The organism is Haloarcula amylovorans, assembly GCF_004681185.1.
In the GTDB taxonomy this organism is placed as follows: Archaea; Halobacteriota; Halobacteria; order Halobacteriales; family Haloarculaceae; genus Haloarcula; species Haloarcula amylovorans.
This window is the reverse complement of record NZ_SRIF01000001.1, coordinates 870,220-885,233: the sequence shown is the minus strand read 5'-3', so window position 1 is coordinate 885,233 and position 15,014 is coordinate 870,220. Positions and strand designations below refer to the sequence as shown.

Sequence of the window (15,014 nt, the reverse complement as noted above, 5' to 3'; positions counted from 1 at the left end):
GTGACTATTTGCCCCGGCCGGCCGACCCGCCGGTATGGACGACCTGCTGGAAGCCGCCCGCGAGGCGATGGAGTCCTCCTACGCCCCCTACTCGGAGTATCGCGTCGGCGCAGCCATCGAAACCGCCGACGGCTCGGTGTACACGGGCTGTAACATCGAGAACGCCAATTATAGTAACAGCCTCCACGCCGAGGAGGTGGCCATCGGCAGCGCGGTCAGAGACGGCCACCGCGAGTTCGAGCGCCTCGCCGTCACGTCGGCCGAGCGCGACGGCGTCACGCCCTGCGGGATGTGCCGACAGACCCTTTCGGAGTTCTGTGACGCGTCCTTTCGCATCTACACCGACGGCGATGACGCCAAAGAGTACACGCTCGGCGAGCTGCTCCCGACGACCATCTCGCGGTCGCATCTAGATAGATGACCGGCGACAGCGAGGACCCGAATGACGACGAGCAGTACCACCTCGAAGTCGGTCCCGAAGACGTGGCCGACAGCGTCCTCCTCCCGGGCAACCCCGAACGCGTCGAGAAAGTCGTCGAGGGCTGGGACGACCACGAAATCGTCGGCGAACATCGGGAGTACCGCACCGCCACGGGCACTCACGAGGGAACTCCCGTCTCGGTCACGTCGACGGGAATCGGCTCGCCGTCCGCCGCCATCGCCGTCGAGGAACTGGCCCGCGTCGGCGCGGACACCTTCCTCCGCGTCGGGTCCTGCGGGGCCATCCAACCCGAGGCTAGCGTCGGCGACCTGATCATAACGACCGGCGCGGTCAGACAAGAGGGCACGAGCAAGGAGTACGTCCGCGAGGACTACCCCGCGAGCGCGGACCACCGCGTCGTCTCGGCGCTCGTCGCCGCTGCCGAGGAACTGGACTACGACTACCACCTCGGCGTGACCTGCTCGACGGACAGTTTCTACCCTGGCCAGTCGCGACCCGGTTTCGAGGGTTTCGAGGCCCGCGACAGCGACGAGAAAATAGCAGAACTCCGCGAGGCTGGCGTCCTCAACTTCGAGATGGAGGCCGCGAGCATCCTCACGCTCGCCAGCATCTACGGCCTGCGAGCAGGCGCGGTCTGTACGGTCTACGCTAACCGTGAGACCGGCGAGTTCCGTACGGAAGGTGAGCGCAAAGCCGCGAAGTGTGCCACCCTCGCAGTTACGTATCTGGAACGAATGGACGACGCGGTCGAAGCAGCGGACGCCGACGGCTGGCACGCTGGGCTATCCATCGAGCGGTAGCGGAGCGATGGCTGTGGGCCGAGAGCGAGTGACGCGGCGACAGTCGCGTCCGAGCGAAAACGGGGAAGGGCAGGGCTGCCTGAGAAGCATACGCGCCGAAGAACTGAGGCGCGGTTTCGCCGTCAGAGCTCCGCTCTGACGAGCCTGCTGTCGCTGCGCTCCTGCGGCCGCGATCGCATGACGTGACGGCTTTGCTGCCACGCGGTTCCCGCAGCGCCCGAAGGGCGCGAGGAAACCCGAGTCACAAAAAGGTACTACATGTCCGGCCACGCCTTCACGGCGCGGCCGAGGCCAGCAACGTCGTTGATCCAGTTGGTGGCGATGCCCTTTTTGAGTAACTCGGCCGGGAGGCCGCCGAACGTGTCGATGGGGACGCCCATCACGTCGTGGGCGACGGCCTCGTCGCCGACAGAGATGACGGTTCCCTTGTCCTTGTGGGTCCAGGTCTTCAGGGGCTGGCTACGGACGGCGCGAGCGAGGTTCTCACCGGCGACTTCGGCGGCCTGCCAGGCGGCCTGTGCCGTCGGCGGCGCGGGCTGTTCGCCGGGCTGCTCGATGAGGGCGCAGTCGCCGATGGCGAAGACGCGCTCGTCCTCGGTCTGGAAGTCGCCCTCGGAGTGGATGCGGTGGTTGCGCTCGTCCTTCTCTATGTCTACGTCGCGGACGCAGTCGCGGCCGGTGATCCCGCCGGTCCAGATGAGGACGTCGTAGTCGAGTTCCTCCTCGTCGCCGATGTAGACGGTCTCCTCGTCGACTTCGCCGATGAAGTCGCCGCACATGATGTTGATATCGCGGGCCTCCAGTCGCTTGCGGAGCGCGCCCTGGAGTTCGGGGTCGTTGCCGGGGAAGACGTCGTCCAGTCCCTCGACGAGGTGGATGTCGATGGGTGCGCGGTGTTCGTCGCGGAACTTGGCGATTTCGCCGGAGGTCTGGATGCCGGAGAGACCGGCACCGCCGACGACGACTTGCGCGGGGTCGCTCTGGGAAGCCTCGCGGGCGGCCTGTTGGATGGCGTCGTGGATGCCCAGCGCGTCGTCGAGACTCTTGAGCGTGTGGGCGTACTCTTTGAGCCCGTCGATGCCGAAGAAGGCGGTCTGGGAGCCGAGACCGACCAGCAGGTAGTCGTAATCGACCGTCGAATCGTCGTCTAAGACGACTTCGCGGTCGTCGGTGTCGATGTCGGCGACGGTGGCCTGGACGAACTTGGTCGTCGGCTCTTTGATCTCGTGAACGGGGATAGCGATCTTGTCCTGAATGGTCGGGTCCCGGATGCAGCGGTGGGACTCGTGGAGGACGAGGTGGTAGTCGGTATCGGAGATCCACGTCACGTCGGCTTCGCCGTTCAGTTCGTCTTCGAGGCTCTTGACAGCGCCTGCACCGGCGTAGCCAGCACCGAGCACGACGACCTTGTCAGTCATACTCCCGTCTCGGTGGTGGGGTGATACAAAGGCTACGGAATCGCCATCAGAGACCGACTAAACCGTGATAACGTGGGACAGGGATGAGAGACGCACGCATACCGAGCGGAGAAAAAAGAGACCGACTAGTGCTCGGGTTCGCCGGCAGGGGCCCGCATGTCGTCGATGGTGAGGATGAGTTTGTTGTTGGTGTCGTCTTTGCCCTCCAGGGTTCCGATGATCTGGAGTTTCGAGAGAGGCGTCGGGCCGACGGTGACGGAGTCTCCCTCGTGGAACGCGGAGATGGAGCCTTGCAGCTGAATCTCGGCACGGCACTCCTCGGGATGGTGAACGCTCGTCAGGTCGATCTCTTCGACGTTCGCGTGTTCGACGAGGTCACCGTTGTGGCGCAGTGGGACCTCGGCGGCCTGGTCCATGTCCTGAATCTGGAGGGCGTCGTAGGCCGTCGCGGTCGGCTTGTACCCGCCTTTCGGGCCGGGGACGCCCTCGACCAGTTGGAGCGCTTTCAGACTCTGCATCTGGTTTCGGATCGTGCCTGGGTTTCTGTCAACCTTCTCTGCGATGTCCTCGCCCTTTACTGCTGTCTCGCTCTCGCGGTATAGATTTACGAGCTCCTGCAGAATATTTTTCTGACTGGGCGTCAGTTCGATTGATGACATAGTCGATGGTTCGGTATAGCCGTCCTTAAAGGCGACGGTGGTGGGCGTCCTCCCCGGATTTTGCCGGATAACCACGAGAGCGGAAAGCGATACGGATTTACGAATCGACAGACCACCTACAAATATGCAGGATAAGCGGATTTTAGTGACCGGCGGCGGCGGTTTTATCGGTTCGAATCTGGCGAACTCGCTTGCGGCCGAAAACGATGTCATCGCGCTGGACGATGGCTATCTCGGGACAGTTGACAACGTAGACGAGCGCGTCGAATACGTCGAGCGGACCGTCCTCGACGACGACCTCCCGACGGACGTCGACGTCGTGTTTCATCTCGCTGCGCTCTCTTCGTATGCGATGCACGAAGACGACCCGACGACCGGCGCTCGCGTCAACGTCGAGGGGTTCGTCAACGTCGTCGAGCAGGCCCGCGACGACGGCTGTGACACGGTCGTTTACGCATCGACGTCGTCGATCTACGGCGACCGTACCGACCCCTCGCCGGAGGATATGGAAGTCCACGTGAACACCGGCTACGAGGCGTCGAAGCTCGCGCGGGAGAACTACGCCGAGTACTTCCACAACCACTACGATATGTCGCTGGCCGGAATGCGCTTTTTCTCGGTGTATCAGGGGATGGAAGACGGGGCCGAAGAGCACAAGGGCGAATACGCCAATCTCATCGCACAGTTCGCCGACGACATCGCCAACGGCGAGAACCCCGTGATCTGGGGCGATGGCACGCAGACCCGCGACTTCACGCACGTCGACGACATCGTTCGTGGTCTCGAACTCGCGGCCGACCACGAACTCACTGGGATCTACAACCTCGGAACCGGCGAGCAGTACAGTTTCAACTATCTCGTCGACGTGCTCAACGAGACACTCGGAACGGACGTAGAACCAGTGTACGAAGACAATCCCATTCCGGAGAACGTGTACGTCCACGATACCTGTGCGGATTACTCGAAGATACACGAGGCAACGGGCTGGGAGCCGACGATCTCCTTCGAAGCGGGCGTCGAACGCGTCTGTGAACAGTACGACTGAGACGGAACGCGGGGGCGTGAGAACGAGCAGCTACTGGTCCTCGGTCGGTCGCTCGACGCCGCGGAACTCCACTCTCGCACCGCCGTCGCTTCCGGTCGTCGCCGCGACGGTCCAGTCGTGTGCCTCCGCGATCTCCTTGACGATAGAGAGCCCGAAGCCGGTTCCGTGATGAGCCGTCGTGTAGCCAGCCTCGAACAGTTCTTCGTCATCGATGTCGGGGAACCCCGGGCCGTCGTCTTCGACGAAAAAGCCCTCGTGCTGGTCGAGGCGACCGATTCGGACCGTGACCGCCGGGCCGCCGTGTTCGATCGCGTTCCGAAAGAGGTTCGCCATCAGCTGGCGGAGCCGGCTCTCGTCACCCATGATCGTCCCGAGCGGTGTGACGCGTTCGACAGTCGCGTCCGGGGCGTCTACTGCCGCCCACGTCACGTCCACCACGTCGTCGCCGTCGACCGGTGAGGGGGCGACGACCTCCTGCCCCTGACGCGCGAGCGAAAGGACGTCCTCGATGAGTTCGTCTATCCGTTCGAGTGCAGATTCGGCGGCGTCGAGGTGGGTGTCCTCCCCGGTATCGCGGGCGAGTTCGAGGCGTGACTGTGCAATCTGTAGCGGGTTCCGAATATCGTGGCTCAGCATGTCGGCAAAGCGGTTGAGCCGCTCGTTTTGGCGTCTCACCTGCTCCTGTCGCTCTTTCCGCTCGGAGATGTCACGGGTGACGCCGATGAGGCCGACCACTTCGCCGTCGGAACCGTGCCACGGGACTTTCGACGTGAGGTTCCATTGATCGAGCATCGGTAGGTACTCGACCTTATCGAGGACCGGTTCTCCCTCCTCGATGACGTACTTGTCTTCGACGTAGGCCCGCCGGGCGTGCCGGTTGGCGACGATGCCGATCTCGGGGTCGGTGTTGCCGAGGAAATCGTCGACCGACTCCTCGAAGTAGCCCGAACTCACGTACTGGTGGCGGGCCTGGTCGTCTTTGACGTAGAGATGGACCGGGATCGACCCAAAGATGGAGTCGAAGAGGCGACTCTTGTGGAGCAACTCGATGAGTTCCGCTCTGTCGAGGTCCCGTTCGAGCATTCGATCGACGGTCTTTTCGTCGACGTTGGGCGCGGCCGCCGGGTCGATGTCGTCGGTCTCGTGGTCGCTGTCGATGCGAGACTCCATGGCTACCTCGACCGCTGTCGCTGCGAGCGTCTCGAAGGCGTCCGGCCCGTCGTGGCCGACAAACTCGTCGATTCCGGTCCCGACCGCTCGGGCAGCGGACCCGTCGCCAGCGCGAGAGAAGAGAACGACCGGGAGACAGGGGTGGGCGGCACCGATTCGTTCGGCGGCATCGATTCCGTCAAATCGGTCGGGATCGTGACCGATCACCAGGCAGTCGATGTCGGGCCAAGCGAGACGTTCGAGTGCGTCCTCGGCGGAGTTGGCAGTGTACACAGTCGCGTCGGATCGTCGCTCTAGCTCACGCGCCCCCTGTTCGGTGCGAACCGTGTTAGCATCGAGATAGAGGAGATGCGAGGCGACATCGTCGTCTGACCCCATTGATGAGTGATAATATGAGCGATATTGACTTAACTAATGTCCCTACTTTTATTCGGTCGCTGACGTAGCACGGTGTATGGACAGAACCGTCCGCGTCCTCGGCGTTCCCATGGACCTCGGGGCCGACCGGCGCGGTGTCGATATGGGGCCCTCGGCAATTCGCTACGGCGGGCTGGCCGAACAGCTAGACCGACTCGGTATCGACTGTACGGACGGCGGCGACCTCGCAGTGCCGAGACCGGAAGCCAGCGACCCGGACGCGGACCAACCCCGCGGCGGGCGGGCGAAGTTCCGCCGAGAGACGAGAGAAGTTTGCGAAGACGTGCGAACGGCCGTGAGCGGGACCATCGACGACGGCGAGTTCCCGCTGGTACTGGGCGGCGACCACTCCATCGCTATCGGGACCGTCGCTGGGGCGGCCGAACCCGACGAGTCGCTCGGCGTCGTCTGGTTCGACGCCCACGGCGATTTCAACACCCCTCAAACGACCCCGAGCGGTAACATCCACGGGATGTCGCTTGCGGCAATCCTCGGCAAGGGGTCGTTCGCCGACAAGTCCTGGGCCCATACACCCGCGGTCAGCGAGGAGAACGTCGCGCTGGTCGGTCTCCGTAACCTGGACGAGGGCGAGCGACGGCTCATCCGAGAGAGCGACGTGACCGCCTACTCCATGTCCGATGTCGACGCTCGAAGCGTCCCGGAGGTCGTCGAAGAAGCCCTCGATATCGCGGCGGACGGCACCGACGCCATCCACGCCTCGCTGGATCTGGACTGGCTCGACCCGACTGAGGCCCCCGGCGTCGGGACGCCGGTCCGCGGCGGCGTCTCCTACCGCGAAGCCCACATCGCCATGGAGTACGTCGCAGAGCGGCACGACAAACTCCGCTCGATGGAACTGGTCGAAGTCAATCCCATCCTCGACGACCACAATCAGACCGCGGAACTCGCCTGCGAACTGGCCGCGAGCGCGTTCGGCAAGCGAATTCTCTAGGAATTACCCGAACCCTTCGTACTGCATCGAGTCCTCGGGGACGCCGACCGCTTTCGCCGCACGGACGAGCGTCGTCACCATGGCCGTGACGCCACAGGCGTACAGTTCGGTGTTCTCAGGGTGAATTCGCTCGTCGATATCCGTCTTCGGCTGTTCGGTTGCCATGTCCGCGAACCCGTTTGGCAGTTCTGTTTCGTCGAGTTCGTCCCCCAAGTGCTTGATGAACACCTGCTGAACGTAGTCGGTCTCGCCGTCCCAGTCGGTCAGCAACGGCTCGCGGGTCAGCGTCGGAACGAAGTGGAAGTTTTCCCGTTCGGCCGCGAGGTCCTCGAAGTGCTCTCGGTGTGGGATGTCGTCTTCCCAGCCACAGCCAAGGAACAGCCAGACGTCTCGCTGTTCCCCGTCGACGGTGTCTCTGTCTTCCTCGAACGTGTAGTCTATCATGCTCTTGAACGGGGCGGCACCGGTCCCTGTGGCGAGAAACACCATATCCCGATTCGAGGGGTCGTCTAACGTCATCTCCCCGTTCGGACCGCGGACGACCACCTGGTCGTCGACCTCGAGTTCCTGGAACAAGTCGCTCGTCAACCGGCCGCCGGGCACCCGCCGGATGCCAAAGCCCAGTTCGTCCTCGTTGGGCGAATCCGACAGGGAGTACGCCCGCGGTGTGTCGTGAAACTGAAGCGTTACGTACTGCCCCGGCGCGAAATTGAGTTTCTCATCGACTCGCACTCGCACTCGCAAGAGCGACGGGTACGCCCGCTCGAACCGGTCGACGAGCGTCGAGATGTCGTCGCGGCGATAATCCGAGATGTCAACTGTGTCCAACCGGTCTGCCAACTCCTCCCACTGGTACTCTGCTCCGTCGTGAATCTCTGAGAGCCAGTTCGCCCCGTCGACCGCTTCGAGTTGCTCGCGAATGGCGTCCTCTACCTCCTCGGTGCGGTTACGGTCCATCGCCTCCGCGAGCGTCACCGTCGCGGACTCTGTCACGAGGGGGAGCTGTTCAGCCCGCTCGTGTTGAGACAGATGCTCCCGAACTTCCATACCGGCTGTAGCGCCTCCGCCCTGTTCGTCTCTCACCTTTCATTGACAGCGACGCGTCGCGCAACTCGAAAAACCTGCACCAAAAAGCTCGAATCGCAGAGCGATTCGAGTCCGCTACTCGTCGGCAGCGACTTCCGCCGGTACGACCGTCACGCTCGCGACCTTGTCGCCCGCATCCAGTTCCATGATGGTGACGCCCTTCGTGTTGCGGCCGACCTGCGAGATGTCGCCGGCCCGGATGCGCATAATCTGTCCGTCTTCGGAGATGATGATGAGGTGGTCGTCGTCCGTGACGGCCTTGGCCGTCGAGACGCGCCCATTGCGCTCGTCGGTCTTGATGTCGATGAGCCCCTTTCCGTATCGGGACTGCGCGCGATACTCCGCGAGGAGGGTCCGTTTCCCGTAGCCGTTTTCGGTGACCGTCAGCAGCGCCCGGTCGTCGTCGTCGTCCGTGGCGACCATCGCTGCCACCTTGTCGTCGCCAGTCAGTTTGATCCCGTTGACACCGCGGGCCGACCGCCCCATCTGGCTGACCTCCTCCTCGTCGAACCGGATGGTCATCCCCTCTTCAGAGGCGATGACGAGGTCCATCGTGCCGTCGGTCACTTCCACGTCGATCAGCTCGTCACCCGCTTCGAGTTTCGCGGCGCGAATCCCGGTCGAGAGAATGTTCTCGAAGTCCGTCGCACACGTCCGCTTGACGTAGCCGTCGCGGGTGACCATCGTGATGCACTCGTCTTCCTCGAAGTCGTCGGTGGAGACGACGGCGGTGAGTTCCTCGCCGTCGTCTAAGTCGATGAGGTTGATGGCGGACTTCCCGCGTGCGGTGCGGGACATCTCGGGCACCTCGTAGGTCTTCAGCCGATAGACCTGCCCCTGATTGGTGAAACAGAGCAGGTAGTCGTGGCTGTTGGCCCTGAACACCTTCGAGACGCGGTCACCTTCCTTGGGGTCGGCCCCGATGATGCCCTTTCCGCCGCGGTTCTGGGGGTCGAACTGCTCGATGGGCATCCGCTTGATGTAGTCGTCCTCGGTGATGACGACGACGCAGTCCTCCTCGGGGATGAGGTCCTCGTGGGTGACCTGCCCAGCGTCTTCGATGACGTTGGTCCGGCGTTCGTCGTCGTACTCGTCTTTGATCTCACAGAGTTCGTCCGTGATGACGCCGTCGAGTTTCTCGCGGCTGGCAAGGACGGCTTCGAGGTAGTCGATGGTGTCTTGGACGTCCTCGTACTCAGCTTCGATCTCCGCGGACTCCATCGAGGTCAGCGAGCCGAGTTGCATCCGAACGATGTGTGCCGCCTGTTCTTCTGAGAAGTCGAAGGACTCCTGTAGCCCGCTTCTGGCGGCGTCGCGGTCCTCGCTGTTGCGAATGAGCTCGACCACGTCCTCGACGTTCTCCAGGGCCTTCAGTCGCCCTTCGAGGATGTGGGCGCGCTCTTCGGCCTCCGCTAAGTCGTGTTCGGAGCGCCGGCGAACGACCTCGCGGCGGTGCTCGACGTAATGCTGGAGACTCTCTTTCAGCGAGAGGACCCGCGGTTGGCCGTCCACCAGCGCGAGGTTGATGACGCCGAAGGTGGATTCGAGGTGATGGTCGAGCAGTCGGTTCTCGACCACGTCGACGTTCGCCCCGCGCTTGAGTTCGACCACGACGCGGACGCCGTTACGGTCGGACTCGTCGCGCAGATCGGAGATGCCCTCGATCTTCCCCTCGTTCACGTCGTCGGCGATACGCTCGACGAGGCGGGCCTTGTTCTCCTGATAGGGGAGTTCGCTGATGACGATCTGCCCGGCCTCGCGGTCGACCTCGTACTCGGCGCGCACTCGCAAGCGGCCGCGGCCGGTCGCGTACGCCGAGTAGATGGCGTCGCGGCCGACGATGTTGCCGCCGGTCGGGAAGTCCGGTGCCTTGACGTGTTCCATCAGGTCCTCGACCGTCGCGTCCGGGTTCTCGATGAGGTGGACCGTCGCGTCGACGAGTTCGCCGAGGTTGTGCGGCGGGATGTTCGTCGACATCCCGACGGCGATGCCCGACGACCCGTTGAGCAGGAGGTTCGGGACTTTCGCCGGCAGTACGTCCGGTTCCTGCAGGCGGTCGTCGTAGTTACTGGAGAAATCGACGGTGTCTTTCTCGATATCTTCGAGCAGTTCCTCAGAGAGGGGAGCCATCCGCGCCTCAGTGTATCGCATCGCGGCGGCTGGATCGCCGTCCATCGACCCGAAGTTGCCCTGGCCATCGACGAGCGGATAGCGCATCGAGAAGTCCTGTGCCATCCGAACAAGCGTGTCGTAGATTGCCGAGTCGCCATGTGGGTGGTAATCACCCATCGTCTCGCCGACGATGGACGAGGACTTCCGATGGGCGGTGTTCGAGGAGACGCCCATCTCGTGCATCGCGTAGAGGATGCGGCGGTGGACCGGTTTCAGCCCGTCGCGCACGTCCGGCAGTGCGCGTCCCGCGATGACCGACATCGCGTAGTCGATGTAGGACTGCTCCATCTCATCCTCGATGCGGACGTGCTTGATGCGGTCCGCCGGCGCGTCCGGGTCGGGCACGTCGGAGCTCATATGTCCACCCACTCCGCCTCAGGCGAGTGTTCCTTGATGAACTCTTTGCGCGGCTCGACGGCGTCGCCCATCAGTATGTTGAACATCTTATCGGCGGCCGCCGCGTCCTCGATGGTGATCTGCTTGAGGATGCGGTTGTCGGGGTCCATCGTCGTCTCCCAGAGTTGTTCGGGGTTCATCTCGCCCAGTCCCTTGAAGCGCTGGACCTGGGTCGGGTTGCCGTTGCACTGCTCCTCGACGATACGGTCGCGTTCCTCCTCGGTCATGGCGTCGTAGGTGTTGCCGCGATAGCGGACGCGGTACAGCGGCGGTTGCGAGGCGTAGACGTAGCCGGCCTCGATGAGCGGCTTCATGTGCCGATACAGCAGCGTCAACAGCAGCGTTCGGATGTGCGCACCGTCGACGTCGGCGTCGGTCATCATGATGATCTTCTCGTAGCGGATGTCTTCGATGTCGAACTCGTCGCCGATGCCGGTGCCGAGTGCGGTGATGAGGTTCCGAATCTCGTTGTTCTCTAAGATGCGGTCGAGGCGGTGTTTCTCGACGTTCAGAATCTTCCCCTTGATGGGGAGGATGGCCTGGAACTCGGGGTTACGCCCCTGTTTCGCGCTCCCGCCCGCGGAGTCGCCCTCCACGACGAACAGTTCGGCCTCTTCGGGGTCTCGGGTCTGACAGTCAGCCAGTTTCCCGGGCAGCGCCGTCGAGTCGAGTGCGGACTTCCGGCGGGTGAGTTCTTCGGCCTTCTGGGCGGCTTTGCGGGCCTTCGCGGCCTCGACTGCTTTCCCGACGATGACCTCTGCGGTGTCGGGATTCTCTTCGAAGTACGTCGAGAGGCCGTCGTGCATCGTCGACTCGACGATGCCACGGACCTCGCTGTTGCCGAGTTTGGTCTTCGTCTGGCCCTCGAACTGCGGATCGGGGTGTTTGACCGAGATGACCGCGGTCAGACCCTCACGGATGTCGTCGCCCTTTAGCGTATCGTCCAAGTCGTTCAACAGGTCGTTGTCAGTCGCGTAGTCGTTGATGACCCGTGTCAGCGACGTCTTGAACCCGGTGAGGTGTGTCCCGCCCTCGCGCGTGTTGATGTTGTTGGCGAAGGCGTGGATAGAGCCTTGCAGGTCGTCGGTCCCCTGCAGGGCGATCTCGACTTTGACCGGCCCGTCGGCGATCTCCTCCTCGGCCTCGAAGTAGACGACATCGGGATGGAGCGGCTCTTTGGTCTCGTTCAGATACTCGACGAACTCGCGGATGCCGCCGCCGTACTCGAAGTGCTCCTCGGTGCCGTCTCGTTCGTCATTGATCGTGATGGCGACGCCGGAGTTCAGGAAGGCGAGTTCGCGCAGGCGGGATTCGAGCGTCGAGAACGTGAACTCGCCGGTTTCGAAGATGTCGTCGTCGGGCCAGAACCGGACCGTCGTGCCCGTCTCTTCGCCGGGTTCGAGGTCGCGGACCCGCGCCAGTCCCGACTCGGGTTCGCCGTGGTCGAAGCGCTGTTTCCATAGCGCGCCGTCCCGTTTGACTTCAACTTCGAGCTGTTTCGAGAGGGCGTTGACGACGCTCACGCCGACGCCGTGGAGGCCGCCGGAAACCTGGTAGGACTTGTTGTCGAATTTCCCCCCGGCGTGGAGGATGGTCATCACGACTTCGACGGCCGGGCGGCCGTGCTCTTCGTGTTCGTCCACAGGGATGCCCCGGCCGTCGTCGGTGACGGAGACGGAGCCGTCCTCGTGGATCGTTACGTCGATAGTGTCACAGTAGCCCGCGAGGGCCTCGTCGATAGCGTTATCGACGACCTCGTAGACGAGATGGTGGAGACCGCGGGCATCGGTCGACCCGACATACATCGCTGGCCGCTTGCGGACGGCCTCTAACCCTTCGAGGGTCTGGATCGACTTTGCGCCGTACTCATCAGACTCTCCTGACATAGGAACTGATTTCCTTTAGTCGATGCGGGATTATAAAGTTCCCGCACGCGCGTGTGCGCGGCAAACGGTCGCACCGGTAAGCGGATACTACCGATGGCCCGATCCCCGCCGCCGCGCGTTTCACTTTCACCCTGGTGGCGATTACCTTTTAACCTCGACGGCGGTACCTATGGCACGACATGACCTCGTATCAGTCTCAACTCGGCGAGGGGGAGGGTATCGCCGAGGAGCTGGCCGAATCTCAGCGCGCCATCTCCATCGCCGAGTTCTTCGAGAAGAACAAGCACATGCTCGGCTTCGACTCGGGGGCCCGGGCGCTCGTCACCGCCGTCAAGGAGGCGGTGGACAACGCGCTCGACGCCTGCGAGGAAGCCGGTATCAAACCGGATATCTACGTCGAAATTCAGGAGGCTGGCGACTACTACCGCCTCATCGTCGAGGATAACGGCCCCGGCATCACGAAAGAACAGCTCCCGAAGATCTTCGGGAAGCTCCTCTACGGCTCTCGGTTCCACGCCCGCGAGCAGAACCGCGGCCAACAGGGAATCGGCATCTCCGCCGCCGTCCTCTACTCGCAACTCACCTCCGGCAAACCCGCGAAGATCACCTCCCGACCGAAGGGCCAAGCCGACGCGCAGTACTTCGAACTCATCGTCGACACGGACTCGAACGAACCCGAGATCAGCGTCGACGAGACCACCTCGTGGGAACGCCCACACGGGACACGCATCGAACTGGAGATGGAGGCCAACATGCGCGCTCGCGGCAGCCTCCACGACTACATCCAGGACACGGCCGTCGTCAACCCCCACGCCCGCATCGAGTTCGACGAACCCGGGCTAGACGAACCGCTGAAGTTCGAACGCGTCGAGGGCGCGGGGCTCCCCGACGAAACCGAGGAGATTCGCCCCCATCCTCACGGCGTCGAACTCGGCACACTGCTGAAGATGCTGGAGGCGACGGACTCCTATTCGGTCTCCGGATTTTTACAGGAGGAGTTCACGCGCGTCGGCGGGAAGACGGCGACCAGCGTCGTCGAGAACTTCAACGACCGTCACTACGGTCGCGGGATGGCGTGGCAACCCCCGAAGACACAGGAGGACGTCGACATCGCCTCGGCCGTCGAGGATGCCGTCGCCAACAAGGGCGCGACGGCTACCAGCGAGTTCGCTGACGCGATCTCGGCGGCTATCCACGACCGCGACCGGGTGGCCCACCACGAAATCGAAGCCATCGTCGCCGAGGCCGCCGAAGCGGTCGAGGCCGACCACGGCACCACGTTTGGTGAGACGGTGCGGGAGAACGCCGTCGCCGCGGCATGGTCGGTCGTCACCGACGAGCGAGCGAGCGACCTCTACGGGCTGGTCGACGCCGCGACGACCACCCGAAAGGACGACGCCGTCGTCGAGGGACTGGCCAGCCGATTAGCTGATAAATTCGACCCAGAGAGCCGCCATCGCCTCACCCGTGACGAGTTCCGCGAGTACGTCGACCGCGCGGCCGACATGACCGAAGAGCAGGACGACGCCACCTTCGGCGAGACGGCCCGCGAGAACGTCGTCGGCCAGCTGTGGGACGCGGCCGTTCGGGTCCCTGACGACCCGCCGAACGTCGCCGAAGTGGCCGACGACCGCGACACAGCGAGCGAACTCCTGACCGCGATGCGGAAGACGGACATCATGTCGCCGCCGACGGACTGTCTGGCCCCGATCACCGCCGAACTGGTCGAGTCCGGGCTGCGAAAGGAGTTCGACGCGGACTTCTACGCCGCCTCGACGCGCGACGCAGCGGTCCACGGCGGCGACCCGTTCATCGTCGAGGCCGGTATCGCCTACGGCGGCGAACTCAAAGCGGAGGGCGGCGTCGAAGTGATGCGCTTCGCCAACCGCGTCCCGCTCGTCTATCAGCGCGGCGCGTGTGCAACGACGGACGTTATCAAGACCATCAACTGGCGCAACTACAACCTGGACCAACCCGGTGGGTCGGGCATCCCGAACGGCCCGGCGGTCATCATGGTCCACGTCGCCTCGACGAACGTCCCCTTCACCAGCGAATCGAAGGACGCCATCGCCAACGTCCCCGAGATGGAAGACGAGATCGAACTCGCTATCCGGGAGGCCGCCCGCGAACTCAAGAGCTACCTCAACAAGCGCCGCTCGATGCGCCAGCGCCGCGAGAAGCAGGACAAACTGGCGACCATCCTCCCGGAGATGGCCGAGAAACTCACGCAGGTCACGGCCAACGAGGAGCTGAACATCGACGACTCGCTGGCCCGCATCATGAACAACGTCCTCGTCGAACGGGAGGTCGAGGACGGGACGGTTCGCCTCGTCGTCGAGAACAACGACGACGTGAACGCGGACGTGGACCTGACCGACATCGTCACGGCCCGTCCCGAGGTCAAGAACGGCGCGAACGTCGTCGAGATGGACGGCGAGTGGTTCGTGAAGTGGTCCGCCACGGTCGAACCGGGCGAGACGGCAGTCTTGGAGTACAGCGTAGCAGACGACGCCGAGTTCACCGTCTCGGTCGACGGCGTCGAAGACGAGAAACTGACGGTGGACGCCTGAT

The 15,014-nt window shown here is 63.5% G+C and carries 11 protein-coding genes; 5 read left to right on the top strand and 6 right to left on the bottom strand.

Features of this window, described 5'->3' with window-relative positions:
- The first annotated feature begins 34 nt into the window (after window positions 1–34).
- Window positions 35–421, top strand: a complete 387-nt coding sequence (gene cdd / locus E4S61_RS04570) for a cytidine deaminase (RefSeq protein WP_135302708.1) — start codon at window positions 35–37, stop codon at window positions 419–421.
- Window positions 418–1,242: a nucleoside phosphorylase gene (locus E4S61_RS04565; protein ID WP_135302707.1), complete on the top strand. Its 825-nt coding sequence runs from the start codon at window positions 418–420 to the stop codon at window positions 1,240–1,242. Before cdd ends, E4S61_RS04565 begins: the two co-directional genes overlap by 4 nt.
- Before the next feature lie 254 nt (window positions 1,243–1,496).
- On the opposite strand, the gene E4S61_RS04560 is transcribed toward E4S61_RS04565, so the two are convergent.
- Together E4S61_RS04560 and E4S61_RS04555 are read right to left on the bottom strand one after the other, a co-directional pair.
- On the bottom strand, window positions 1,497–2,660 hold the full coding sequence (locus E4S61_RS04560) for an NAD(P)/FAD-dependent oxidoreductase (protein ID WP_135302706.1): 1,164 nt from the start codon (window positions 2,658–2,660) through the stop codon (window positions 1,497–1,499).
- Between the two features lie 125 nt (window positions 2,661–2,785).
- Window positions 2,786–3,319, bottom strand: a complete 534-nt coding sequence (locus E4S61_RS04555) for an Rrf2 family transcriptional regulator (RefSeq protein WP_135302705.1) — start codon at window positions 3,317–3,319, stop codon at window positions 2,786–2,788.
- A gap of 124 nt (window positions 3,320–3,443) precedes the next feature.
- Here E4S61_RS04555 and E4S61_RS04550 point away from each other — a divergent pair, with 124 nt between their 5' ends.
- Window positions 3,444–4,364, top strand: coding sequence for an NAD-dependent epimerase/dehydratase family protein (locus E4S61_RS04550; RefSeq protein ID WP_135302704.1), 921 nt, complete (start codon window positions 3,444–3,446; stop codon window positions 4,362–4,364).
- 30 nt (window positions 4,365–4,394) lie between these two features.
- Here the strand turns inward: E4S61_RS04550 and E4S61_RS04545 are convergent, their stop codons facing one another.
- Window positions 4,395–5,912, bottom strand: a complete 1,518-nt coding sequence (locus E4S61_RS04545; protein ID WP_135302703.1) for a sensor histidine kinase — start codon at window positions 5,910–5,912, stop codon at window positions 4,395–4,397.
- 76 nt (window positions 5,913–5,988) lie between these two features.
- Between E4S61_RS04545 and rocF the strand changes: the two genes are divergently transcribed.
- On the top strand, window positions 5,989–6,903 hold the full coding sequence (rocF, locus tag E4S61_RS04540; protein WP_135302702.1) for an arginase: 915 nt from the start codon (window positions 5,989–5,991) through the stop codon (window positions 6,901–6,903).
- 3 nt (window positions 6,904–6,906) lie between these two features.
- Here rocF and E4S61_RS04535 read toward each other — a convergent pair whose 3' ends face one another.
- From E4S61_RS04535 to gyrB, 3 genes are all read right to left on the bottom strand, one after another.
- On the bottom strand, window positions 6,907–7,950 hold the full coding sequence (locus E4S61_RS04535) for an FAD-binding oxidoreductase (protein ID WP_135302701.1): 1,044 nt from the start codon (window positions 7,948–7,950) through the stop codon (window positions 6,907–6,909).
- Window positions 7,951–8,064: 114 nt separating this feature from the next.
- Window positions 8,065–10,518, bottom strand: coding sequence for a DNA gyrase subunit A (gene gyrA, locus E4S61_RS04530; protein ID WP_135302700.1), 2,454 nt, complete (start codon window positions 10,516–10,518; stop codon window positions 8,065–8,067).
- A complete protein-coding gene (gene gyrB / locus E4S61_RS04525) occupies window positions 10,515–12,443 on the bottom strand; it encodes a DNA topoisomerase (ATP-hydrolyzing) subunit B (RefSeq protein WP_135302699.1) in 1,929 nt (642 codons plus the stop codon). Before gyrB ends, gyrA begins: the two co-directional genes overlap by 4 nt.
- A 179-nt stretch (window positions 12,444–12,622) precedes the next feature.
- Here gyrB and E4S61_RS04520 point away from each other — a divergent pair, with 179 nt between their 5' ends.
- Window positions 12,623–15,013: a DNA topoisomerase VI subunit B gene (locus E4S61_RS04520; protein ID WP_135302698.1), complete on the top strand. Its 2,391-nt coding sequence runs from the start codon at window positions 12,623–12,625 to the stop codon at window positions 15,011–15,013.
- Window position 15,014: the final 1 nt, after the last annotated feature.